At 39.4% G+C, this 25,392-nt stretch carries 20 protein-coding genes; 17 read left to right on the top strand and 3 right to left on the bottom strand.

Annotated elements, in window-relative coordinates:
- Positions 1-124 precede the first annotated feature (124 nt).
- The 11 genes from RGU12_RS04815 to RGU12_RS04765 all read left to right on the top strand — a co-directional run bounded on the left by RGU12_RS04815 (position 125) and on the right by RGU12_RS04765 (position 13,554).
- Complete coding sequence (locus tag RGU12_RS04815) at positions 125-520, top strand: GntR family transcriptional regulator (RefSeq protein ID WP_309535050.1); 396 nt, start codon at positions 125-127, stop codon at positions 518-520.
- A complete protein-coding gene (locus tag RGU12_RS04810; protein WP_309535049.1) occupies positions 513-1,397 on the top strand; it encodes an ABC transporter ATP-binding protein in 885 nt (294 codons plus the stop codon). The genes RGU12_RS04815 and RGU12_RS04810 overlap by 8 nt, the downstream gene beginning before the upstream one ends.
- Positions 1,390-2,457: an ABC transporter permease subunit gene (locus tag RGU12_RS04805; protein ID WP_309535048.1), complete on the top strand. Its 1,068-nt coding sequence runs from the start codon at positions 1,390-1,392 to the stop codon at positions 2,455-2,457. Before RGU12_RS04810 ends, RGU12_RS04805 begins: the two co-directional genes overlap by 8 nt.
- Positions 2,458-2,599: 142 nt before the next feature.
- Positions 2,600-3,094 carry a hypothetical protein gene (locus RGU12_RS04800; protein WP_309535047.1) on the top strand — a complete coding sequence of 165 codons (495 nt, stop codon included), beginning with the start codon at positions 2,600-2,602 and terminating at the stop codon, positions 3,092-3,094.
- A gap of 59 nt (positions 3,095-3,153) precedes the next feature.
- Positions 3,154-3,642, top strand: coding sequence for a DUF1648 domain-containing protein (locus RGU12_RS04795; RefSeq protein ID WP_309535046.1), 489 nt, complete (start codon positions 3,154-3,156; stop codon positions 3,640-3,642).
- Positions 3,643-3,725: 83 nt separating this feature from the next.
- Positions 3,726-4,415 (top strand): copper homeostasis protein CutC, encoded by a 690-nt coding sequence (locus RGU12_RS04790; protein ID WP_309535045.1) that lies wholly within the window; start codon positions 3,726-3,728, stop codon positions 4,413-4,415.
- A gap of 207 nt (positions 4,416-4,622) precedes the next feature.
- The gene (locus tag RGU12_RS04785) at positions 4,623-7,559 is read left to right on the top strand and encodes a PD-(D/E)XK nuclease family protein (protein ID WP_309535044.1); all 2,937 of its coding nucleotides are present in this window, start codon (positions 4,623-4,625) and stop codon (positions 7,557-7,559) included.
- Positions 7,552-10,755 (top strand): UvrD-helicase domain-containing protein, encoded by a 3,204-nt coding sequence (locus tag RGU12_RS04780; protein ID WP_309535043.1) that lies wholly within the window; start codon positions 7,552-7,554, stop codon positions 10,753-10,755. Before RGU12_RS04785 ends, RGU12_RS04780 begins: the two co-directional genes overlap by 8 nt.
- 427 nt (positions 10,756-11,182) lie before the next feature.
- Positions 11,183-12,001, top strand: a complete 819-nt coding sequence (locus RGU12_RS04775; RefSeq protein WP_309535042.1) for an NAD-dependent epimerase/dehydratase family protein — start codon at positions 11,183-11,185, stop codon at positions 11,999-12,001.
- A 124-nt stretch (positions 12,002-12,125) separates the two neighbouring features.
- Positions 12,126-12,713, top strand: a complete 588-nt coding sequence (locus RGU12_RS04770) for a YdcF family protein (protein ID WP_309535041.1) — start codon at positions 12,126-12,128, stop codon at positions 12,711-12,713.
- Between the two features lie 103 nt (positions 12,714-12,816).
- Positions 12,817-13,554 carry a polysaccharide deacetylase family protein gene (locus RGU12_RS04765; protein WP_396232302.1) on the top strand — a complete coding sequence of 246 codons (738 nt, stop codon included), beginning with the start codon at positions 12,817-12,819 and terminating at the stop codon, positions 13,552-13,554.
- A 197-nt stretch (positions 13,555-13,751) separates the two neighbouring features.
- Here RGU12_RS04765 and RGU12_RS04760 read toward each other — a convergent pair whose 3' ends face one another.
- The 3 genes from RGU12_RS04760 to RGU12_RS04750 all read right to left on the bottom strand — a co-directional run bounded on the left by RGU12_RS04760 (position 13,752) and on the right by RGU12_RS04750 (position 17,677).
- Entirely contained in the window at positions 13,752-15,074 is a 1,323-nt protein-coding gene (locus RGU12_RS04760; RefSeq protein ID WP_309535039.1) for a (Fe-S)-binding protein, read from the bottom strand.
- Positions 15,071-16,483, bottom strand: a complete 1,413-nt coding sequence (gene glcD, locus RGU12_RS04755) for a glycolate oxidase subunit GlcD (protein WP_309535038.1) — start codon at positions 16,481-16,483, stop codon at positions 15,071-15,073. The genes RGU12_RS04760 and glcD overlap by 4 nt, the downstream gene beginning before the upstream one ends.
- 87 nt (positions 16,484-16,570) lie before the next feature.
- Entirely contained in the window at positions 16,571-17,677 is a 1,107-nt protein-coding gene (locus RGU12_RS04750) for a CdaR family transcriptional regulator (RefSeq protein ID WP_309535037.1), read from the bottom strand.
- Between the two features lie 155 nt (positions 17,678-17,832).
- Between RGU12_RS04750 and mnmH the strand changes: the two genes are divergently transcribed.
- The 6 genes from mnmH (at position 17,833) to hydA (ending at position 25,327) form a co-directional block, all read left to right on the top strand.
- Positions 17,833-18,894 (top strand): tRNA 2-selenouridine(34) synthase MnmH, encoded by a 1,062-nt coding sequence (gene mnmH, locus RGU12_RS04745; RefSeq protein WP_309535036.1) that lies wholly within the window; start codon positions 17,833-17,835, stop codon positions 18,892-18,894.
- Between the two features lie 169 nt (positions 18,895-19,063).
- Positions 19,064-20,380 carry a DUF5667 domain-containing protein gene (locus RGU12_RS04740; protein WP_309535035.1) on the top strand — a complete coding sequence of 439 codons (1,317 nt, stop codon included), beginning with the start codon at positions 19,064-19,066 and terminating at the stop codon, positions 20,378-20,380.
- Positions 20,381-20,533: 153 nt separating this feature from the next.
- A complete protein-coding gene (locus RGU12_RS04735; RefSeq protein ID WP_116350969.1) occupies positions 20,534-20,893 on the top strand; it encodes a hypothetical protein in 360 nt (119 codons plus the stop codon).
- A gap of 312 nt (positions 20,894-21,205) precedes the next feature.
- Positions 21,206-22,576: an NAD(P)-dependent oxidoreductase gene (locus RGU12_RS04730; RefSeq protein WP_309535034.1), complete on the top strand. Its 1,371-nt coding sequence runs from the start codon at positions 21,206-21,208 to the stop codon at positions 22,574-22,576.
- A 29-nt stretch (positions 22,577-22,605) separates the two neighbouring features.
- Positions 22,606-23,889 (top strand): NAD-dependent dihydropyrimidine dehydrogenase subunit PreA, encoded by a 1,284-nt coding sequence (preA, locus tag RGU12_RS04725; RefSeq protein WP_309535033.1) that lies wholly within the window; start codon positions 22,606-22,608, stop codon positions 23,887-23,889.
- 19 nt (positions 23,890-23,908) lie between these two features.
- Positions 23,909-25,327 (top strand): dihydropyrimidinase, encoded by a 1,419-nt coding sequence (gene hydA / locus RGU12_RS04720; RefSeq protein WP_309535032.1) that lies wholly within the window; start codon positions 23,909-23,911, stop codon positions 25,325-25,327.
- The last annotated feature ends 65 nt before the right edge of the window (positions 25,328-25,392 follow it).

Below are 25,392 nucleotides of genomic sequence, written 5' to 3'. Positions count from 1 at the left end.
TTTATAAAAATAGGCGAACGTATATTGACATGATGATGTATGTGATTTAATGTATTAAGTGTACTATATGATATAATACACACAAAGCACGGTTGACATAGAACTACTGAAAGGGGTGTTTTGCTTGTATTTTCAGTTAGATGAACGGAGTAATACACCGATTTGGGAACAAATTGTAAACCAAGTCAAGGAACTCATTTTAAAAGGAGTCCTTCAGCCTGATGAAAAATTATTAAGTGTTCGCGAGCTTTCTTCAATCTTACTTGTTAATCCAAACACCGTCAGCAAAGCCTATCAAGAGCTTGAACGACAGGGAATTATCGAAACAAGAAGGGGAAAGGGTACATTTGTTTCCGGACAGCTTCCAAAGAAGGTGGATGATGAAAAAGTGGAGGAAATCAAACAAACATTAAAGCATTTACTCGTAGAAGCTTCTTATCTCGGGATAAATAAAGAAACATTTGTTGAGTGGATCGAAAAGTATGTAGAGGAGTTAGGGGGGAAGGATAGCAATGCTTAATGTACAAAATCTTTCAAAAAGCATTGAGGGAGAAAAAGTCTTACACGATATTTCTTTTTCGATTGGCGAAGGATCAATTGTTGGCTTGGTCGGACGAAATGGAGTCGGAAAAACAACACTTTTAAGAAGCCTCGTTGGCATTTTAGATGCGGATCAAGGGGAGGTTGTGTTTCAAGGGAAAAACATCGTGACAAACCCTGAGGTGAAAGGGGATATGGTGTTTGTTCCAGATTCGAATGCAACATTTAATGGCTACAGTATCAAAGAGCTTGTGACGCTATATGAAGCGATTTATGTGAATTTCGATAAACCCTATTTTTATCAGCTTTTACAACGCTTTAACCTTCCAGAAAAGAGTAAAATTCGGAATTTTTCACGTGGGATGAAGGCTTTGTTATTTATCATTTTGGCTATTTCAACGAGAGCAAAGCTGATTATATTGGATGAACCAACTAACGGGCTAGATGCAATTGTAAAAAGGAAAATTCTCCAGTTTTTATTAGAGGAAGTGTCAGAATCAAAGATCTCTCTTTTGATTTCTAGTCATCATTTAGATGAACTCGAGAAAATCGCGGATACCATCATCATGTTAAAGGATGGCGAGGTCGAATCAATCGTCACAATGGAGGAATCAAGACTGCATTATAAAAAGGTTCAGGTGGTTTTCAAAGAAAACGGGATTCCTGAAGAACTAAAGCAAATTTCAAACATAGTAGTCCTATCTCAAATTGGTCGGGTCCACACCCTTTTAATAAAAAGAAACACAGAAGAAGTGGTATCACGATTAAAAGCGGAGCAACCATTACTATTAGAAGAATTACCTATGTCACTTGAAGACATGTTTGTGTCTGCATTAGGAGGGGATGAGTTTGTTTAATAAAGCACTTTGGCTAAGGAATTATAAGCAATCAAAGTTTGTGGTATGGGGACTTTGGTTGGTTTGTCTTTACTTTCCATATAAACTGAATGATTTTTTAAAAATCGAAGAAAATTCACTTTTAAACTGGGATGAATGGGGAAATTCAGATCCCTACACCTTGTATTTTGGAAATTTCTTGGAAGTAGGTTTATTTCAAGTTCTTGCGACCATACTGTTGGCTACAGCTTTAATTGGATTAGAACGGACAAATCAAAGCTTGGACTTCACACTAGCATTGCCTTACAAGAGAAGTGATATCTTTTTCTCAAAGTGGATTTTTGGCCTATTTCATCTGACACTAGCAGTGGCCGTAAGTGTGATAATCTCAATGTTTGTGCTTGGTAATTCTGTGTTGAATGAATATCTTCCATTAGCTGCACTTGGGTATTATTTTTTGATTGCTCTTGCCACTCTTATTGGGGTCTTTACGTTTAGTCTGTTTATTGGCTTAATTGGAGCAAGCTTTGTATCGCAATTTATCTTTAGTTATATCTTTCTATTCTTGCCATACGGACTATATAACTTAGTGATGCAAGGAATTTCTACTCACTACAGAGCCATCACAGGTGACTACTTTATAAAAGAAAAATACGGAATCCAAGGGTTTGATGTCTATGCTGAAAATCTCTCATTCCCATTACTCTTATTGGACTTTGAACATGGGATAAATGAAATCTTTGTTTGGAAACAGGCTACATTTTTAAGTGAGTTGTCAGTCATTATCATTCCGATTCTTGTAACGATTCTCTCTTTATACTTGATTAAGCGATTATCAACTCGAATAAAAAGTGAAAACAACGGTAAAATCTTGGCATATGAAAATCTGCTTCCATACCTAAAAGTAGGTGTGTTCATCTGTTTCTATCTATTTGGTGGAATGGTATTTGGCCAGTCCAATAGGTACGATGAACCGCCAAACCTCCTATCCTATCACCTAGGAGGACTTGGATTCAGTATCATTGCCTACTTTATCCTGACAAAAATAGCAGGAATGAGAATGCAATTCGGAAAGAAATAAAGGATCAGAGGTTGCCAGTGGGGCCAGGTTGCCAATGGCGCTAGGGCGCCAAAGGGACGGTTCTCTTGGTTCCTAAAATGAAAAGGAGGGACCACAGGAACCGTCCCCGTGGTCCCCAAGTTTTAATAAGGGGGATGAGAAGTTGAAACTGTTAAGGATTTTATTGTTCGTTCTCATCATGATGTTGCTTGCGGGGTGTAATAAGGAAGAGTTGCAGTGGTATGAAATGGTGGTGTTTCAGCCAGTAGAGACACCAGAAACGATCAATACATGGTCCGCTCAACTACAGTATGTAAATTATAGTGAAATGAAAGAGACGCCTCCAGACATTCTTAAACTTACATACAATGGGGTAGGTTCTCCGGTTCCAAATGAGGTTATGTTTCACATTCAAGGGACTTCGATCTCAGGGGATATTGAATTAAAAAATGATGGCACTGGTGAAGCCATTATTGATCGCGAACAACTATTAGACTATCTAGGTACGATTATTTTAGAAGACGGTACGATTACAGGGTCAATCCCTCTAGTTCTTAGTTGGGGTAATCTGACTGAAGAAATGACCTTGCCCTATTTAACTGCCGTTAAAGACTTTGAGAAAACGACATTGGACAAATTGCTAAAATTTCTTTCATAAAATGAAACCCTTGCCACTCCTTACTCGTATAAACAGGTATGAGGAAGGAGTGCTTTATTATGTCTGAAAAACAAGAATTAAAGCTGCCGAAAACTTTATTTGAAAAAATAATAGAGTTGCTCTCGATACTATTTTTACTTGGCATGTATGGGTTTGTCATCTTGAATTGGAGTGAGATTCCAGACCGAATCCCGACTCATTTTAATATCATGGGGGAGCCTGATAGGTGGGGAGGAAAATGGAGTGTGCTCATTCTTCCTATTATCGCAACTTTTTTATTTAAAATGATGTTTATTCTAAGTAAGTTTCCACATATTCATAATTATCCGGTAAAGGTAACACCAGAAAATGCGGAAAAACTGTATAGAATCTCTCGAAAAATGCTCATTACGATGAATTTTTTGCTAACTCTCTTTTTTGCGATTGGCACGTGGGAAATGGTCAATGTCGCACAAGGTAATGAAGGGCTAGGTATGTGGTATATGATTGGGCTACTCCTGTCTATTTTTGGACCAATGGGTTATTATATTTACAAGATGATCAAATAGTTACCAGAGGGACGGTTCTTGTGGTTACCTGTTAGGGACCACAAGAACCGTCCCCGTGGTCCAATGAAAGTAGGTAGACATTAATGTTAATAGAAATTATTGTTCAACATGCAGAGGATGCAAAGTTAGCTGAAGAACATGGGGCAAATCGTTTAGAGTTAGTTACCGCAATGACGGAAGGAGGTTTGACACCTTCTTATGGCATCATCAAGGATGTTGTTCAGGCTGTCTCAATTCCCGTCCATGTCATGGTCCGTCCTCACGGCTATTCATTTACATATTCAGAAGATGACAAGCGGGTAATTTTAGAGGATGTTAAAGTGTGTAAGGAACTTGGCGCGACTGGAATTGTGTTTGGTTCTTTAACTGAAAATGGAGAAATAGATGAAGCTTTTCTTAAAAAAGTGATTAATGTAGCGGATGGAATGAAGATTACCTTCCACCGTGCGATTGATGAAGCGAAGGATATTATTGAAGCCTATAAAACCCTGCAAAAATACAGTGATTCGATTCAAACAGTGTTAACCTCTGGAGGTGCTCCAAAGGCAATAGATGGTGTAGAAAATCTCAAGGCAATGTTGGCGCTCTCTCGTGAAAAACCATCACCAGTCATTATGCCTGGATCTGGACTGTCTCATAATAACATTGTGGAGATTCACCAAAAACTTCAGGCAACCGAATACCATTTCGGATCGGCTGTTCGTATAAATGGGAAGTTTAGCGAACCAATAAATGGGAATACTATTAAAAAGATAAGAGAAATACTAGGATAAAACAACAAGGATGTCTAGATGTATATTTGGACGTCCTTTTATTTTGGAGAAAATGCCTAAAATCGATAGAATGCGGGCTAACGTCGCTAGAAATGAATTATCGTCGATAGAATCGAAATAAAATCGATAGATCAAAAATAACGCCGATAAAAAACAAAAAAGACGTGGCAATACACCCAAATTTCACCTAATAGGAGAGTGAAACCAGTGGAAGTTCTCATTACACACCTCGAAACCATATGCAAACAGCATTTTTTAAACGAAAAAATCTTACTTGTTGATTCTTATATGATTGGAGAGCAAATTTTAAGACAGTTTACTCAACGAAACAATCATGCCCTTAATATAAAAATCAAAACAATCAAGGACCTTGCACTTGATTCAACTTCATACCAACAAAATCAACTCTTGAGCGACGCACTCGGGGTTCATTTGGTGTACAACCTGTTAACTGAACTTAAGCATAACCTCAATTATTTTCATGAGCTCGAAATCACACCTACCTTAAGCAAAAGCATGTATCAAACCATAAACCAGCTTCGTCTTGCAGGATATAAAAGTAGCAACCTTTCAAGTGAACCATTTGTTTCACCCAAAAAAGGAGACGATTTGAAACTTATTTTAGAGGCATACGAACAACTTCTTCATAAACATAAACGGGTGGATGAGGCAAATCTTTATCGGAATGCACTAGGAAAATATGATTCTCGAAATCAGATCTTCCTTCTTCAAAGTAACCTAAAGTTAACTTATGAACAGGTTGAATTTTTAGAAGCGCTCCTTCCACCAACCTATTTTTATTTACCAATGGAAGCAGTCCGCGGTGCTGCTATACCTGAAAGTTCACCATTATCAAAAGTCGTGTTTGGAGACGAAACGCCATTAAGCTATTTATTTGATGTGGAGAATTCACCAACAACCGTTCCGACCCTTTCCCTTTTTTCAGCTAAAACGGAGGAAATGGAGCTAAAAGAGGTCATCTATCGAATCAAAGAAAAAGGCATTCGCTTTGATGAGGCAGCCATTTTTTATACATCGAGCACTCAATATGTAACTGCTATGTATCACGTAGCTGAGCGTTTACAAGTGCCAGTCACCTTTGGGGAGGGGATACCGATAGGGTTTACGAGACCAGGTAAAATGGTGGCTGGAATCTTAGCTTGGAAGAAGGATTATTATAGTGTGCAGGCTTTTTTAAAGCTTCTTCAGGAAAACGTGCTCGACTTAGGGGATAATGCACCTTCAAAAAGAACATGGGCGACTCTACTTCGTGGTGCCGACATTGGCTGGGGAAAAGAACGCTATCTTACTCAAATCCAAGCTAAACTGAAAGAATCGCCTGGGTCAGAGAACCGAATCCGAGATTATGAGTGGATTTTAAAATGGTTTGCGACCACGTTTAAGCATATGGAAACTGACGAAAACAATGGAACAATCATTTATCGGAACTTGCTAAAAACAATCAACTATTTTCTGCAGAACTATTGCAAGGTTTCTTCAGCATTTGACCAAGCGGCGAAAGAAGCATTGCTGAAGAGAATTGAGGATTTGCTACCATATGCCAATGAATCGATAGCAAATGCCCACCAAAAATTCGAGGAGGATTTCCTCACCATTCGGATTGGCCATTCGCGTCCTAAGCCTGGATTTCTACATTTCACTTCGTATCAAAACGGGCTTTATTTGGATCGTGAGCATTTGTTTATTGTTGGTATGGACAACAAACGGTTTCCAGGAAAAGCAGGGGAGGACCCACTTCTACTTGATACTGAAAGAGAAAAACTAGGACGACTTTTGCCAATGGAAAATGAAAGACCTAAAAACGACCTTTATTCCATGTTGCAGTTGTTTGCTTCCGCAGCAAAGAATGAAATAACCATTAGTTTCTGTAGATTCGATATAAATGAAAATCAAAATATATCACCTGCGTATTTATTTTTACAATGCTATCGAATTCAAACAGGAGATTTTTCAGCAGATTTTAAGACTCTTCAAGAGAATGTTCCGGTTATAAACCGAAACCATCCACTTGAAATCGAAGACTGGTGGTATGAGAAAATCACAAACTCTCAAACCATCCAGCTTAATGAACCACTTTTAGCCGATTTTTCGAATATTACGAGAGGGCTTCATGCTGAAAAAATGAGGCGGGATCCAGCTTTTACCGTGTACGAAGGTAAAATTGAGAGTGATACAACCAGTTTTGATCCACGCAAAAATCAGGAAATCACTATTTCAGCCGGAAAACTTGAAAAAATCGCGAAATGCCCATATGCCTACTTTTTAGAAAATGTGTTGCGGTTAAACGTAATTGAAGACATTACATATGACCCGACAAAATGGTTAGATGCTAAAACGAGGGGAACCTTGCTGCATGAAATATTTGAGAAATTTTATCAAGAAATGAAAGAACGTCACGAAAAACCTTCCTACTCAAAGCATGTTGTCCTTTTAACTAAGATTGCAAACGAAAGGCTGAATGATGTTAAAAAAATTGTTCCGCCACCTAATCCACGAACGGAGAGACTAGAGTCAGAAGAAATCATCGAATCATGTGAGACCTTTTTAAAAATTGAAGAGGAAAATAGTGAGCAGGGCGAACCTTTGTATTTTGAATATTCGTTTGGCAAAGACGCACCGGCTGTGATTGAGCTTCCTTCAGGAACGGTTCATGTCAGGGGAATCATCGACCGGGTCGACAGGCTTCCTGGTGGCTCCTACCATATTATTGATTATAAAACGGGAAGCAGCTGGGGCTATCACACGAAGGAATTCTTCAAAGGTGGGAGACAGCTACAGCATCTCCTCTATACTCTCGCAATCGAAGCCCATATGGGGATGGAGGATGGTGCAGTAAAAATGAGTTCCTATCTTTTTCCAACTCGAAAAGGAGCGGGAAAACGTTTTGTGAGGGAGCAAGAGGAAACGACACGAACAAACGGAAAAGATATTTTGGATAAGCTCCTTTCGATTGTGGAGCATGGACATTTTACCATGACAGATGATGAGAATGAATGTACGTTCTGTGAGTTTAAAAAGATTTGTAGACGGTCCACCTATGACAAAGATGGATTAAAACAGAAGCAACAGGATGAGACGGCAGAGGGACTAAAAAGTTTTAAGGGGGTGCGCGCTTATGACTAAGGTGATTGTCGATCAAGAGGCAAGGGATAAAATTTCAACCGTTCTGAATCAAAATTTCCTTGTAGAAGCTGGGGCTGGTTCAGGAAAAACAACGAGCCTAGTTGACCGAATGGTGAACCTGATTTATACAGGGACAGCAAAAATGGACGAGATTGTCGCAATTACCTTTACAAAAAAAGCGGCGGATGAACTGAAAACACGCTTCCTAACGGTTCTCGAGAAAAAAAGTAAAGTGGAAACAGACCTTGATGTGAAATTTTTGCTTGAGGACGCCTTACAAAACATTGAACAATCGTTTATTGGAACGGTCCATTCTTTTTGTGCACGTTTATTGCGCGAGCGACCAGTAGAAGCAGGGATTGGTGTTCATTTTTCTGAACTTGAGGATACAGAGGATGACAAAATTGCGAAGGCGGCATGGTTAGTTTACACACACAAGCTTGAACAGGATCATCCCCGGAAATCCAGAATTATGAAGGATTTAGGGCTTCGTGAAAAGGATTTAATGGAGCGCTTTTGTCAAATGAAGAACTACCCTGATGTTGAGTGGGCAAGTGAAGTCATTGAAAAGCCAAATCTTGATGACGTGTTTCGTCGTTTCATCACGTTATTAAAAGAAGCAAGCCGCTGCATTCCGAAGGAAATCCCAAAAGGTCCTGACAGTCTCCAGGAAGCGATTGATGATGCGCTTCGTCATGTTAAATACGATGACAAAACAGATGCGTTAAAAATCAAAATTTTTCAGTTGTTTGATAAAAAATTGAAGGTTACGCAATACAAATGGACATCAAAAGAGGATGCCAAGGAATACCACGCGAGAATTACCGATTTTTTCGAGGAACATATTCAGCCTTTACTTGTAAGTTGGAGTGAATATTGCCATCCATTTGTGATTGAATTATTTCAAGAGGCATTCGCAGAGTATGAAATAATAAAGCAGGAACGCTCGTTAATGAATTTTCAGGATCTGTTAATGAGAACCGCAGCTCTTTTAAGGGACAATGCAGAAGTACGATCGTATTTTCAAGGAAAATACAAAAGGCTACTTGTCGATGAGTTTCAGGATACCGATCCAATCCAAGCAGAAATCATGTTTTATTTAACGGGTGAGGATGTCACGGAACAGAATTGGACCAAGTGCAAACCGCGTCCGGGCTCGCTTTTTGTTGTGGGGGATCCGAAGCAAGCGATTTATCGGTTCCGCCGAGCAGATATTGATATTTACAATTTAGTGAAGGAACTGATTGAAGCCCATGGCGGAGAAGTTCTTCAACTTATTATGAATTTCAGAACGGTAGATAATGTCACGAGCTTACTGAATGAAGTATTTCAGGAGCATTTGCCAGAAGAAGAGACAGTTCACCAGGCTGCCTATCGTCCGCTTTTTTCCTATAAGGAAGGAAGCAAAACTGATTTTTCAGGGATTAAAAGGCTGGTTTTAGCTGATGAAATTGCGAAGAATAAAGCAATTACGGTTGAAGAAGATGCAAACAGTATCACGGCCTACGTTCAAAAATTAATAAAAGAGGGTCACGAGCCACGAGAATTTATGATTTTAACAAGGCAAAAAGACGGAATCGATGTGTATGCGTCAAAACTTGAGGAAGCGGGAATTCCAGTGAGCGTAAGTGGTGAAATGGAAATTGGCACCATTCTTGAATTTCAGGATCTTATTTGTCTACTTGAAGCACTTGTGGATCCAAACGATCAGATTGCTTTGGTTGCAGCATTACGAAGTATTTGGTTTGGCATTAGTGATGAAGAGCTATTCCAATGGGGACAAGCAGGCGGAGTCTTTTCCATCTTTGCACCGTCGCCCGATCATTTAAATTCCGACACAAAACAGCATATTGAAGGAGCACTTTCTAAGCTCAAACAATATGTAAAGTGGAAGACGTCACATTCACCAGTTGTGACCATAAAAAAAATAATGGAAGATATTGGGCTGTACCCATTGTTCCTTATAAAAGGCTATGGAAAAAGGGAAGCGACGAATCTCTTGCAAATTCTTGAAGCACTTCGTGTGAAAGAAGAAGACGAAGCAACAACCTTCAGTCAAGCGGTTGATTATGTTAAACAGCAAATTGAAGAAAAAACAAAGGTTATTAATCTGGAGGAAGATGAAAACGCAGTACGAATTATGAATGTCCATAAAGCAAAAGGCTTGGAAGCACCGATTGTGTTCTTGGCCCATCCGGGGAAAAAGCCAGAAGCCCGTAATAAAATATGGTCCCATATCAGACGCGAAGAGCAGTCATCGACGGGATATTTTATGTTCGAAAGAAAGCAAGGCTTCGCGAGAAAACCTGTTGCACAGCCTCTCTACTGGGAGTCTTATCTCGATGCTGAGGAAGCTTATTTACTTGCCGAGGAAATACGCATTCTTTATGTAGCGGCAACAAGAGCAGAGAAAGCCATGATCATCAGTTCATTCGAAGCAAAAAACGATAAAAATCCGTGGAATCTTCTTCTTGATGGTATATCTGGACTTGAGGAGATTGAAAAGCTAGAGCCAACTCATGAGGAAAAAGAGATTCAAAGGCGCATCATTACACGCCAAGAATTCGTAGAAGACACACAGGGTTTACTTGATTGGATTGATGATCGAAAGCAACCATCTTTTTCAACATATAGTCCAACTGAAGACAAGCAGGATATCTTCACGCTTGAGATCGAGCGTGAGGAAGGTGGGGGACAGACGTGGGGAACCGCGATCCATGAGGTGTTTGAGAAGATTGCCAAAGGAGAAGAAGCTGAAGAATTAATTGTCTCGACTTTACAAAAGCATGAAATTTCGTTAGGAAGAAGAGATGAAGTTGCTGAAGCAGTAGCTCATTTTAAACAATCGATGATTTGGGCAGAGCTTCAGATTGCTGATCATGTATTAACAGAAGTTCCGTTTATGATGAAAATCGATGCTCAAGATCCATTGTACGAGTTAGTTGAAAAAGGGGACAATGCTGAGACTGTTTATGCTAGTGGCATTATTGACCTTGCCTATAAGCTGAATGGTACTTGGAAAATCGTCGATTATAAAACAGACCGTCCAAAGGACATAGCGAAGCTACCAGTCCTTGCGAAATACTATCAAAATCAAATTGACCTGTACCAGCAAATTTGGGAACGAATCACAGGCGAAAAAGTGGCGGACAAGCAGCTTTACTTTGTTACACCGAACATCATTGTAGGTGTGTAGGAGTGGTGTGTTGAGTTTTTGGGAATTTACCCCAAATGAAGACCGGAATTTAAAGGTGCTGTCACTGTATGGGTCTTCATAAGGTGGATGAAGACCAAAACGAGGGGAAGTCGGATTCGACAAGGTCATCATAAGGTGGATGAAAACACGAACGAAGAGAAGTCGTGTTCGGAAATGTCATCATAAGGTAGATGAAGACCTGAAAGGAGAAAAGTCGCAATCAAAAAGGTTTTTATAATCCCGATGAAGACCCGAACGAAGGGAGTGTGTGTGCGAAAATGTCTTCATAAACCCAATGAAGACACCAACGCATTGAAACCGCAGCCGAAACGTCCTTCATACCTGCAAACCTCATGAGATTGATGTATGTTTTCCTAAAAATGACGAACTTTAAACAATGAGACTCGTTAAAAAGGGGAGCACGACATTGAAAAAGAAGATTGCCATCATCGGTGGGACTGGGCTAATAGGATCCATCCTTGAAGAAGGACTAAACAACAAATATGAAATCTTCATTCTTGATAAAAAGGTGGACAATCACCCGAAACACATCGAGGTGGATGCAACTAATTTTGAAGATCTGACAAGTAAAATTCCACCTGATTGTGACGCACTTGTTAACCTTCTTAATGTGAAGACGAAGAATGATTTTAAAGATCTTTCCCAATTTCATAAAAAGACCGAAATTCATTTTCTAGCATCATTCTACATTTTAAAAGCAGCGATTGATCTTGGTATCCCAAAAGTGGTCTATGCAAGCAGCAATCATGTGACCGATTTTTATGAGAAGGATGGAAATTCTATACTCGGACGTGAAATCACAGTTGATGATTATCCATACTCAAAGAGTTTGTACGGCACACTTAAATTAGCTTCAGAAAACCTCGGGCATATTTTAGCCTATGAGGAAGAAAACAATCTATCTGTCATTAACTTGCGAATTGGCAGTGTTAGACGGGATGAAGGAAAGGATTTACAAACGATACCACGGACCCAAAAAACATTATTAAGTCATCAGGATGTGATCCATTTATTTGATGTAGCGATCCAATCCACCATCAAATTTGGTACATATTATGGCGTATCAGATAATAAAGATAAACCGTGGTCTACGGAAAACGCCACACGTGAGCTAGGATTTAGTTCAAAAATGAATGCGAACGACGTCCTAGAACGGGCTAAAACCGAAATGGACAGTATTCACCCCTATTACGAGGATTTGGAAAATCAAAATTTGCTTAACTAAAAATCGTGCCCCTCAAAGGGCATGATTTATTTAGCTCATTGAAACAGAAAGTGACGTTCTGAAAGTTTTCCTTTTTTGACCATTTGATATAATGATAGAATAACCCTAAAGGGGTTGAAACTATTTGAAAAAGAGGAAAATAATGCTACTTACAATTGGGATTTTACTCATGATAGTTTTTATATTTTTCGGGACAATTCATTATAAAATGACTCAGTATGTGGATACAGAGCCGTCCAAAAATGCTGACTATTTAATTATTCTTGGTGCAAAGGTGAACAGTGAAACTCCATCACTCGCATTGCAATATCGTATCGATGCAGCAGCAGAGTATGCGAAAGAGAACGAGAATACGATTTTGATTGCTTCAGGTGGCCAAGGTCCAGGAGAGGATATTACAGAAGCTGAGGCAATGAGACGTGAACTAGTGGACAAGGGGATTCCTGAATCAAGAATTTTCCTGGAAGACCGGTCGACAAGTACATATGAAAACATCAAGTTCTCTAAACAATTTATCCCTGAGGATGCAAAGCTTGGGATTATTGTAACGAATGATTATCACCTTTATCGTTCCGTTCAAATTGCGAAAGACGCCGGTTTAACAGTGGAGGGCTTACCAGCAAAAACACCGCAGATTACATTGCTAAAAGCATATAGTCGCGAGTATTTGTCCGTCACGAAATATTATATAGAAAAGTATTTACTAAAATAAAATACAACTATCTAATGACGAGAAATAGTTCTCGTCATTTTCTTATTCAGGTTCACGTTTAAATAAAATATGAAAAAAATCCATAAACTAGCTAGTAAGCCAAATGATAAAAGGAGGAACTTTTGTGGGAAGGTACATCTTATTGATTGTCCTTTTTTTGTCTCTCAATCAAATTCCTGCAATGGCAAAAGAACGCTTTGATTATGAAAAAACGGGGAAAATTACGTGGGAAGTAAAGACGAATGAAAAGATGGTGGCGATCACATTTGATGATGGTCCAAACCCCGTCTACACGCCTGAAATTTTAGATGTGTTATCAAAGCACAAAGCAAAGGCTACTTTTTTTGTTGTCGGAAAACATGCAAATACTTACCCTGAGATTATTCGCCGTGAAGTCTTAGAGGGTCATGAAATTGCCAATCACACCTTTAATCATTTAAATATCTTAAGGGATTCGCAAAAACTTGAGAATGAAATAACTCAAACTTCTGATGCTCTTAAGGAAATAACCGGGTTTAGCCCTACTCTTTTTCGGCCAGTTGGTGGAAGTTATAATGATGTTATTATTAATACGGCTGCTGAAAATGGGTATCATGTAGTTTTGTGGTCATGGCATCAAGATACGAAGGATTGGAAAAATCCAGGGGTTAACACGATAACAAAGCGGGTTATTTCGGGTATAAAGCCAGGAAACATTATCCTCTTTCATGATTCAGGAGGAAACCGCACGCAAACGATTCGAGCATTAGATCGTATCCTTACTAAACTGGAGAAAGAAGGATATGAATTTGTTACTGTTTCAGAGATGCTTTTTAGGACTCATACCACTCAAAATAATTAGGATTGTAAAAAAACAAGAATCGCCTTGTAAACAAAGACGATTCAGAGTGTAGACAAAGTCAGTACTGACTTTGTCTACACGTTTTTTTACAGGATATCTAGATGTAAATTACTCTCCCCAGACTGTCTTGAAAACGCTTGTCAGGCAAGCAACGAAGTATGCGAGCGTTTGTCAACAGTCTGAGACGATTCTTGTTTTTAATCTTCAATTGCTTCAAGCAATAAATCCACAATATGAACGGCACGCATTTTATCGGATAACCCTTCCCGTTCAATGCCAAGTTTCATTTGCAATAAACAGCCTGGATTCGCTGTGACAATGGTTTTCGCCTGTGTCTCTTTTACGTTTTTCATTTTTGAATCTAATATTTTCATCGACATTTCAGACTCCACGATGTTATAGATTCCAGCTGAGCCACAGCAGCTATCCGCATTTTTCAATTCCATATAAGTGGCGCCGTTAATGGCTTGAAGTAGCTTTCTTGGCTCAGAAGCAGTTTTCATCACATTTCGTAAATGGCATGAATCTTGGTAGGTAATGACCTGAGCAGGGAGGGAAAGCTCTTGTTTATGAAACTCTAATTCTACTAAAACAGACGAGATATCCTTAAGCTTTTTTGAAAAAGCTTTCGCCCGTTCTACCCACTTTGGCGCATCTTTTAGAAGATGACCATAATCAATTAAAAAGGCACCACAGCCACCAGCATTTGTAATAATATAATCCGCCTCGATTTCCTCAAACGCGATAATATTTTGTTTTGCTAGCTCTTTAGCTTTATTCTTTTCTCCGCTATGTCCATGTAACGCCCCACAGCATGCTTGAGATTTTGGAATGACAATCTCACAGCCAGCCAATTGAAGCAACTTCATTGTGGCATCATTCGTTTTCATAAACATCGTATCCATCAAGCAACCTGTGAAAAAGGAGACCTTTTTCTTTTGAACACCAATTGGCTCAAGGTGGTATGGTCGGTTCTTGAGTTCTTTCAAAGTAGGCACCTCTGGTAGAACGCGTTCCATCGTCGCTAAGCTATCAGGTAAAAACTTCATTAGCCCACTTTTTTGTACGACTTTTTGCATGCCAGAACGCTGATAGACACCCAGTAATCCAGTTAAGGTTCGCATGCGATTTTGATGAGGAAACAGACCTTGAAAAACGGTTTTTCTCACAGTCTTAACCGGTAACGAATGCTTTTTATGTTGATGAACGATATCCCTTGCTTCCTCTAAAAGATGTCCATAATTGACGCCAGACGGACAAACCGGTTCACAGGCGCGACAGCCTAAACACATATTTAATGATTTTTCGAAGTCCTCATCGGGCTCAATGAGACCATCGACAACAGCCTTCATTAATGCAATTCTTCCGCGAGGGGAGTGAGATTCCTGATAGCCCGATTCGATATAGGTTGGGCAGGTTGGCAGACAGAACCCACAGCGCATGCAATTCAATAATTCGTTCTGATCCATCCGAGATTGGAATTCTTCTTTTATTTTTTGTTGTTCGTGTATTGTCGTCATCTTGAAACCACCACACGTTTTCTTGAATCTTTTGCAAACATTTTACCAGGATTCATTATGTTATTAGGATCAAGTCCTGTTTTAATGGCTTGCATCGCAGCGATCCCCGCAGCCCCTAATTTCATCTCTAGATATGGAGCTTTCATCACGCCAACTCCATGTTCACCTGTGATGGTGCCACCGAGTTTAATTGCTGCTTCAAAAATTTCTTCAAATGCTTTTTCGACTCGTTCAATTTCTTCACGATCCCTAACATCTGTTAAGCAAGTGGGATGGAGGTTACCATCACCTGCGTGACCAAAGGTACAAATTCGGAGTTGATATTTTTTAGCAATTTCTTCAATCGCCTTTACCATCTTGGCAATTTCAGAACGAGGAACAGTTGCATCTTCTAGAATCGTGGTTGGTTTTAACCGTGCAAGCGCGGAAAGAGCTGCGCGTCTTGCTGTCCTTAGTGCATCTGCTTCTTCTTCAGATTGTGCAGATTTCACGGAAACGGCGTTTTCTTCCTTGCAAATCTCTATGATTCTCTCAATATCCCGTTTTACAATTTCTGCAGGACCATCCTGCTCAATCAGCAGAATGGCTTTGGCATCAGTTGGAAGACCGATTTGTGCGAATGCCTCGACTGCTTCAAGGGTAGGCTGGTCTAAGAACTCAAGTGTAATCGGAATAATTTTACTCGCAATAATCTTTGAAACGGTTTTGGCGGCTGCCTCCAAATCCTGATAAAGGGCTAGAATCGTTTCTTTCGTTTCAGGCATGGGGATGAGCTTAAGCGTAGCTTCGGTAATAATGCCAAGTGTACCTTCCGAACCGACAAAAAGACGCGTTAGGTCATATCCAGCTACATCCTTTGCGAGTTTTCCACCGGTTTTGATGATTTCACCATTCGCTAAAACAACTTCAAGCCCCATCACATAATCACGTGTTACCCCATATTTAAGCCCACGCAATCCACCCGAATTTTCGTTGATATTGCCACCGATTGTGGATATTTTCATCGAACCAGGGTCAGGTGGATAAAACAAACCCTTTGCTTCTACAGCATTTGTGACCTCTTGAGTGATCACGCCAGGTTGGACCGTAATGGTTAAATTTTCCTCATCAATTTCCAAAATTTTATTTAAATGTTTAAAAAGGAGGACAACTCCACCTTCGGTTGGACAGGTACCTGCACAAAGGTTTGTCCCGGAACCACGGGGGACAATTGGAATTTTAAATTCATTGCAAACCTTGACGACACTCGCAATTTCATCTTTATTTCGTGGAGAAATCACCGCATCTGGCATTGACTGAAACTGTGGGGTTGCATCATAGGAGTACACGAGTCGCCCTGTACTGGAATCATCATAGTTTTCCGCACCGACAATTTTTAAAAAGTGTTGTTTTGCTTGTGCATCAATCATGGTATCGCCTCCAAATCATCTACTTATAATAAGCATAAAAAAAAGCGGAAGAATCCGCTATGTAGAAACCTACAAACATTACTGTGATTATTCGACTACTTTTATGGATCTATCCAATAAAAGAATACCAAGATAAAGGGTCGTTAAATCCACAAAATTTCTTGGGTGCAAACCGGTTTTCTCTTCGATTTTATTAAAACGGTATGAAAGAGTATTCACGTGAATATGAAGGGCCTCAGCAGTATCTTTGATAGATTGGTTTTGCCTAGTATATTCAAGAAGGGTTAGGAGCAAATCATAATCACCCAGAAGTTTAGCGATTGTACGCTTCACATATTCGATTTGTACCAACCCACTCGTTTCATGTATGAGCATCTCCAATTTTAAATCATCGTCGAATTGGATTGAGTTCGTCCGTTTCGCAATCTGAAGCGCTCGATCAGCTTCATCGAAAGATTGTCTTAATAGGTAGTCCTCACTACCAATTCCAAACGATAGCTTAACAGAGAAGGAGCTTTCTATTTCCTTTTTTAGCTTTTGAAGAGTTTTTTGGATTTGTTCTTTTGACCGGTCCGTTAACAGGAGAAGAAACTGTTCATTTCCCCATCTGACAAAGATCTCATTTTCGTTTAAAAAGCTGCTTTGCTGGAGTCGATTTGATATAGGTCTGATTGGAACTTCAGTGTCACTTTTAATAGACGCAAAAACAACCTGACGTTTCCTTTCGATATCAATATTTAGATGCTCCGCACGTTTGATAAATTCTCCTGATTCTTCTTTACCTTGAACCCAATCAAAGACAAAGGTTTCAAGTGCACGGGATTCCATTTCGAATTGTTCAGCATAGTAGCTCTCTTGAATGAGCAACTCAGTCATTTTTTTCAAAAGCTCTCCATATGCAGAAACTTGATCAGGATTTCCAGTAATACCAATGACTCCAACAACTTTTTGTTTAAACAAAATAGGTAAATTGATACCAGCCTTTACACCTTTCAGGTGATTTTCCATCTCTTTTGTTATGATCATTTTCTTTTCGTCTCGACTAGCCAGAAGTGCACCTTCATGAAAGTTGCCAATTCGGCTCGTGTCCGTACTTGCGATAATGGTTCCAGAAACATCTACAACAATAATATCTTCATCAATTAATCTACGTACTTCGTTAATAATCTTTTTTGCAAGTGATGGTATAAGCACGACAATCCTCCGTTCCAACGTATTATACCAATTCTATCATTTCTAAAAATTGTTGTAATTGCATTTTTAAAGCGGATGAAGTTTTTCTGTTTTATAATAGAGAGTGTAAAATGTGGACATAGTGTAGATAGATTTGTTTGAAGGGAAGAAAATCGATGTTTCAAGATATATCAGTTGATGAATTACGGAAGTTGCAGAAGGAAAAGCCACTTGCCATTGTTGATGTGCGCTCACCTTCTGAATTTGCTGAATCCAATATCCCTGGCAGTGTAAATATTCCGATATTTACAGATGAAGAACGGGCTGAAATTGGAACGATCTATAAACAAGTAAGTCCTGATGCAGCAAAGGAAAAAGGACTTGAAATCGTATCTGCCAAGCTTCCGACCTTTATCAAAGAGTTTGCAAAACTCCCTGAGGAAGAGAAGGTTGTTTATTGCTGGCGCGGAGGAATGCGAAGTAAGACATCCGCAACACTCATTGATTTAATGGGAATCAAAGCAAAACGACTGATTGGTGGAATTCGTGGGTTTCGCACGTGGGTTGTTGAAAACCTAGAAGAGCTTGAGAACGATTTTAAGCCTAAGGCTTTAGTGATAAATGGAAATACAGGTTCGGGAAAAACAAAAATTTTAACAGAGCTTCAGGAAAAGGGCTATCCGGTCATGGATTTAGAAGGGATGGCTAATCACCGCGGATCCGTGTTTGGGATGATTGGAAAAAAGCCACATAATCAAAAAGTGTTTGACCTAATGTTTGTGGAGCGTGCACTTGAACTAAAAAATTCTCCATATGTCCTATTGGAGGCTGAAAGCAAGCGAGTCGGTAGAGCAACCTTACCTGACTTTTTACTGAACATTAAAGAACAAGGGTACCATATTTTTGTTGACCTACCGATGGAGGAGCGGGTTTTAAACATTTTAGAAGATTATCGGCCATGGGAATTTCCAAATGAATGTATGTCCGCCTTCCAACGGATTAAACGAAGAATTCATACTCCAATTGCAGCACAGATTGAAAAAGATCTTGAAACCGGAGATTATAATTCAGCTGTGAAGTTATTATTGGAATACTACTATGATCCGAGATACCACTATACGGCTGAACAAATACCTGAAGAACGAAGCACAGTCTTACATGTGAAGAATGTGGAAGAAGCTACAAGATTAATCGAAGAACTTATCGCTGAAAAAATAACAAAAGCCCCAACGAATTAATGATAAAACAACTACGACCTAGTGCCATTAGCACTAGGTTTTTTGGCAGTTTTTTTGCATTTCATTAGACTTACGAATCATAAATTATTTTTCTAGTAAAAGACGGACATATACTTGTCAGCTTTCGTCGAATGCTTTTATCGTAATTCAAATTAGGGGGAACTAATATATGACAAAGCGCAAGTTCAAGAAGTCTATCATTAGCGGTACAGTAGCATCAGCACTTATTCTTTCATTAGCAACACCTGCTGCATTTGCTAACGAAGACGGAACACAAGAAACAGTTGTCGAAGAAATTCCGGTTAATTACGGTACGGCTGAAGATGTCGTAGCTGAGGATGAAGTAGTCGAAGAAAACGTAAGCGAAGAGGCAACTGAAGAAGTAGCCGACGGTGAAGAAGCAACCGAAGAAGTAGTTGAAGGCGAAGAAGTAATTGAGGAAGAAACTTCTGAAGATGTGGCAACAGAAGATGATGAAAAAGAGGTAACTGAAGAGGAAGTTCAAGCTGAAAAAGCACCTTCTTTAGTACCTGGAGATTTCTTTTATTTTGTAAAACTTATGATCGAAAAGGTACGACTTGCAGTAACTGTTGATGATTATAAGGAAGCAAAACTATTAGCTGAATTCGCGGCTGAACGTATCGCTGAAGCAAATGCTTTATTTGCTGAAGGTAAAACAGAAGAGGCTGAAGAACTTCTTCAAAAAGCAATCGAAACTCAGGAAGCAGCAACTGAAAGTTTAACAGAGTCTAAAGAGCCTGCAACTGAAGAAACAGAAGTAACAGAAGAAGATGCAGTTGAAGAAGAAACATCTGCTGCTGAAGAAGTAGTGGCAGAAGCTGATGTAGAAGAAGAAACTGTAGTTGAGGATTCTGAGGAAACAGAAGTAGAAGTAAAGCTTGCAAATAACATTGATGCATTAACTGCGGCTTTAGCAAAGGTTAAAAATCCAACTGCTCAACAAGCATTAATGAAAAATATTCAAAAATCATTTGCAAAATTAGATAAGAAACTTGCAAAACTAGAGAAAAAAGCAGCAAAATTTGCAGCTAAACAAGAAGAAAAAGCGATTGAAGAAACAACTGAAGAACCAGTTGTTGAGCAAGAAGTCGTAGTTGAAGAAGTAGCAACAGAACCAGAAGTAGAAGAAACAGAAACAGTTGAAACAGAGGTTCAACCTGTAGTAGCCGCTTCTGCTCCTGTAGTTGAAAAGAAACAAGAAAAAATAAATGAAAAGCGTGAACAAGCTCAGCAAAAAGCACAAGAGAAGCAACAACAAGCACAAGAGAAGCAACAACAAGCACAAGAGAAAAAAGCTGAGAAACAACAAAAGGCTAAAGAACAAAAGCAAAATCACCAAAATCAAAATGCAGGTAAAAACAATGGCAATGGCCAAGGGAACAAAGGAAACAGCAACGGCCATGGAAACAATGGCAACGGCAACGGTAACGGTAACGGTAATGGTAATGGTAATGGTAAAAACTAAAATCTAAAGTAACGGACTATTTATTCAAAGGATGAAATCAACTGGATTTCATCCTTTTTTCATTTTGTCAAGCTGGGCTTTTCCCTCATGAATTCGCTTTATATTTTTATTGTGTTATGATTAGAGTAGTTACTACCTGAGGAGGTCGGATAAATGATTAATGTAAAAAGTAAGGGTTCTAACCGATTTGCTTTTGAAAATGAGCGAGCTCTATGTTTAACACAGGTAATCAAAAGAACGGAGAATAATGTTACCAAGAAGATGGTGGTACGCGACAAAAAGATGGGCATTGATTTTTCTGTAATCATTCCATTAAAACTGAAAAAAAATGGAGAGGTTCATTACTACCCATCAAAAGAATTTACAGTTAGAGGAAAAAAGGTTGGAACGAAAAATACAATGGCAAAATATTATGATTCCCTTGGTGAGTGGGAATCGTTTAAGAGTGAATTTTTTGATACGTATAGTTTAACAGTAAATAAGTTGATCTATAAGGAAGCGATTGTAAAGTAGTTCCTCGAAATAGAAATTGGAAACTAAAAAAAGAGCGTAGTTTTGAAAATCACTATCAGTGTGATTCAAAACTATCGCTCTTTTTTTACATTATGAGTGGAAAACAGCTTATATCTTTTAACACTCTGTATAATGCAATCATACCTAGAAGAAAGTAAAATAGACACAAAGTTCATATTTTTAGGACAATATTTCATTTTTCATCATGAATGGCAGAAAATTATGAAAACGCTTACTGCTGGTAAGCTTTTTAAAATTGCAAAAAAGTGCCTCTGTCATTTGCAATTTTCACTATAAAAAGGAGGTAAATCTATGAGTCATTCAAACGCAAGAATTTCGTATCAGGATTTAAAAATGAATTTTAATGAAGTGAACCCTGCACTAACGAACCGTGAAGCTATTGAAGAATCCAATCGCTGCCTTTATTGCTATGATGCCCCCTGTATAACTGCATGTCCTACTGGAATAGACATTCCTACCTTTATTAAAAAAATCGCTTCTGGAAACCTAAAAGGATCAGCAAAAACAATTATGACATCTAACCCTATCGGTGCAAGCTGTGCCCGTGTTTGCCCTACAGAGGAACTTTGTGAGGGGGCTTGTGTCTTAAATCATTCCACCAAACCAATCATGATTGGCGATTTACAAAGATATGCAACAGATTGGGCAATCCGAAATGAACAGGTACTATTTGAACCAGGTAAGAAAAATGGGAAAACAGTTGCCATTGTCGGGGGTGGTCCTGCAGGACTTTCAGCTGCCAGAGAACTTGGATTGCTTGGTTATGATGTTACCATTTTTGAAGCTGAAGAGAAGGCTGGCGGTTTGAACACATATGGTATCGTTTCCTTTAGGCTTCCACAGGAAATTTCATACTGGGAGGTTAAGCAAGTAGAAAGCTTAGATGTGAAAATACGCACAAATACTAGAGTTGGTGAGGATATTTCTGTAGATGAGATCCTTGAAAACTTCGATGCTGTCATTCTAGCAATTGGAATGTCAAAGGTCCCTTCCCTTGGCATTGATGGTGAAGAATTAGAAGGGGTATATGATGCGATTGAGTTTGTAAAAGAAACTAAAACAAAGCCAATTACAGATCGATTTCTAGGCAGTAGGGTTGTCGTTGTAGGTGCTGGGAATACAGCGATTGATGGTGCGACATGCTCAGTCAGGTTAGGGGCAGAAAACGTAAAAATACTTTATAGAAGAACGATTGAAGAAATGACGGCCTATGATTTTGAATATGAATTTGCCAAACAAGACGGTGTTGAATTTCGATGGTTAACAGCGCCTAAAAGAATCATCGGGGATGAACAAGGACGCGTTAAAGCAATTGAGTGCATCAAAATGGAGCTCGGTGAGCCAGGAGAAGATGGCAGAAGACGTCCTATACCAGTTGAGGGGTCTGAGTTCATTCTAGAGGTTGATGTGGTTATTAAGGCAATTGGGCAAACAAGATATACAGAACTTATTGAACAATTTGATCTTAAACATGATGGAGGAGTTGTGAAAATCAATCAAGAGACCCTCCAAACATCTAATAATAAGGTATTTGCATGTGGGGATGCGATTTTTGGTAAGGGCCAAGGAGAAGCAATGGTTGTTTCTGCTGCACAGCAAGGAAAGGATGCGGCATATGCAATTCATAATGTAATGTTTGGTGCAGTTTCTGAAATAGCGTAATAATTGATAAGGCAAAAGGAGGTTTATCGATGGCAGATTTACGAATTAATCTAGCAGGGATCGAATCCCCTAATCCGTTTTGGTTAGCATCTGCTCCTCCAACAAATTCCGGTTATCAAGTCCAACGTGCATTTGATGCTGGATGGGGCGGAGCGGTGTGGAAGACATTAGGTGACCCGATTTTGAATGTTACCTCACGATTTGGAGCAGTAAGCTTCAATGGGCAACGAGTGGCGGGCTTTAACAATATTGAGTTAATTTCAGATCGTCCTATTGAGGTTAACTTAAAAGAGATCAAAGAAACAAAGAAGCTATTTCCGAATCATACGATCATTGCTTCATTGATGGTTGAACCAAAACAAGAAAAGTGGCACGAAATTGTAAAAAGAGTGGAAGAAGTGGGTGTAGATGGTTTAGAACTCAACTTTGGCTGTCCGCATGGCATGGCTGAAAGAGGAATGGGGTCGGCATCTGGGCAGGTACCTTCACTTGTAGAGCAACAAACCTATTGGGTAAAAGAGGTAGCGCAAACACCCGTCATTGTTAAGCTAACGCCAAATATTACAGATATCACGGCTACTGCAGAGGCTGCTACTCGTGGTGGTGCTGATGCGATTAGTATGATTAACACGATTAATAGTTTAGCAGGAGTTGATTTAGAAACGTGGAACACAATTCCACATGTTGGAGGTAAGGGTGCACATGGGGGATATTGTGGTCCTGCTGTAAAGCCGATTGCCCTTAATATGGTCGCTGAATGTGCTAGAAGTCCACATATCAATATCCCGATTTCTGGAATTGGTGGAATTTCAACCTGGCAGGATGCGGTCGAATATATGCTAATGGGTGCCTCTGGAGTTCAGGTGTGTACGGCAGCAATGCATCATGGCTTTAGAATTGTGGAAGACATGATTGATGGGTTGGATAATTATCTCGATCAAAAAGGAATTGCTTCGGTTATGGATATTGTTGGAAAGACAGTTCCAAAGTATTCCGATTGGGGTGACCTTGATCTTAACTATAAAATAGTTGCCCGTATCAATAACGATATTTGTATAAATTGTAATAAATGTCATATTGCTTGTGAAGATACGTCGCATCAATGTATCGATATGCTTAAGGATGGAAATGGATACAACATCCTAAAAGTTAGAGAGGAAGACTGTGTTGGCTGTAACCTATGTTCAATCGTATGTCCGGTTGATGGAGCGATTGAAATGGTTGAAGTCCCAAGTGGGTTACCTCCAATGACATGGAATGAGCGCCAGGCTGCTATTGGTGCGGTAAGTTGTAAAGTAGACTCTGTAAAGTAATTTCTAGGGGAGGGTTATGATGAAGAAGATTATTAAAAATGGAACCATTGTAACAGCAACAGATACGTATCAAGCAGAAATTCTTGTGGAGAATGGCGTAATCAGCCAAATCGGGTTGAATCTTTCGACTGAAGGTGCAGAAGTAATTGATGCAAATGGGTGCTATGTATTTCCAGGTGGAATCGATCCTCATACCCATCTAGAAATGCCTTTCGGAGGTACTGTAACAAAAGATGATTTTGAAACCGGAACAATTGCCGCTGCCTTTGGAGGAACAACGACGGTTATAGATTTTTGCTTATCCAATAAAGGAGAGCCTTTAAAAGACGCAATTAATACATGGCACGGGAAGTCAAAGGGAAAAGCAGTTATTGACTATGGCTTTCACCTTTCAATTGGAGAAGTAAATGATGCGGTTTTAAATGAACTTCCATCCGTGATTGAAAATGAAGGGATCACATCTTTTAAAGTATTTATGGCCTATAAAAATGTCCTACAGGCGGATGATGAAACCTTATTTAAAACATTAGTGGCAGCTAAAGAATTAGGTGCTCTCGTCATGGTTCACGCTGAAAATGGTGATGTCATCGACTACCTTGTGAAAAAGGCTCTCAGTGAAGGAAAGACAGATCCAATTTATCATGCATTAACAAGACCTCAAGAGATCGAAGGAGAGGCAACAGAAAGAGCTGCAACCTTCGCAGGACTAGCGAATTCTCAGCTTTATGTTGTCCATGTATCATGTGCAGACGCTGTAAAAGCCATTTCTGAAGCAAGAGAGAAAGGCTTTGATGTGTGGGGGGAAACATGTCCACAATATTTAGTTCTTGATCAATCGTATCTGGAAAAACCAAATTTTGAAGGGGCTAAATATGTCTGGTCACCACCATTACGTGAAAAATGGAATCAAGATGTACTATGGAATGCGCTAAGAACAGGTCAGCTTCAGACATTTGGTTCAGATCAATGTTCGTTTGATTTTAAAGGTCAAAAGGAGCTTGGTTTAGGTGATTTCTCGAAAATTCCTAATGGGGGACCAATGATTGAAGAGCGCTTAACGGTTCTATTCTCAGAAGGTGCCAAAAAAGGAAGAATTACCTTAAATCAGTTTGTAGACTTAACATCTACTAGAGTTGCGAAATTATTTGGACTGTATCCAAAAAAGGGTACGATCGCGGTTGGAGCGGATGCCGATATTGTGATTTTTGATCCAAATATCGAGCGTACCATATCTGCTGAAACACACCATATGGCAGTCGATTACAGTGCCTTTGAAGGAATGAAATTTACCGGAGAACCCGTATCTGTTATGTCTAGAGGGGAATTTGTTGTTCGTGATAAACAATTTGTTGGAAAACTAGGTGCAGGTCAATTCATAAAACGTGCAAAATACGGTGAAAATTTAGAAATGGCAAAGGATAAAACAGCCACAGTGTAATGTTAGTGAAAGGGGGGAGTTGATGCTCCTTCCTTCATTTAAGAAAAGGAAATGAGGTGAGTTCT

It is taken from the genome of Ferdinandcohnia sp. QZ13 (assembly GCF_031324165.1).
Taxonomy (GTDB): domain Bacteria; phylum Bacillota; class Bacilli; order Bacillales; family Bacillaceae_L; genus Ferdinandcohnia.
Note: the sequence above shows the minus strand (reverse complement) of the source record. Positions and strands in the feature narration are given on the sequence as shown.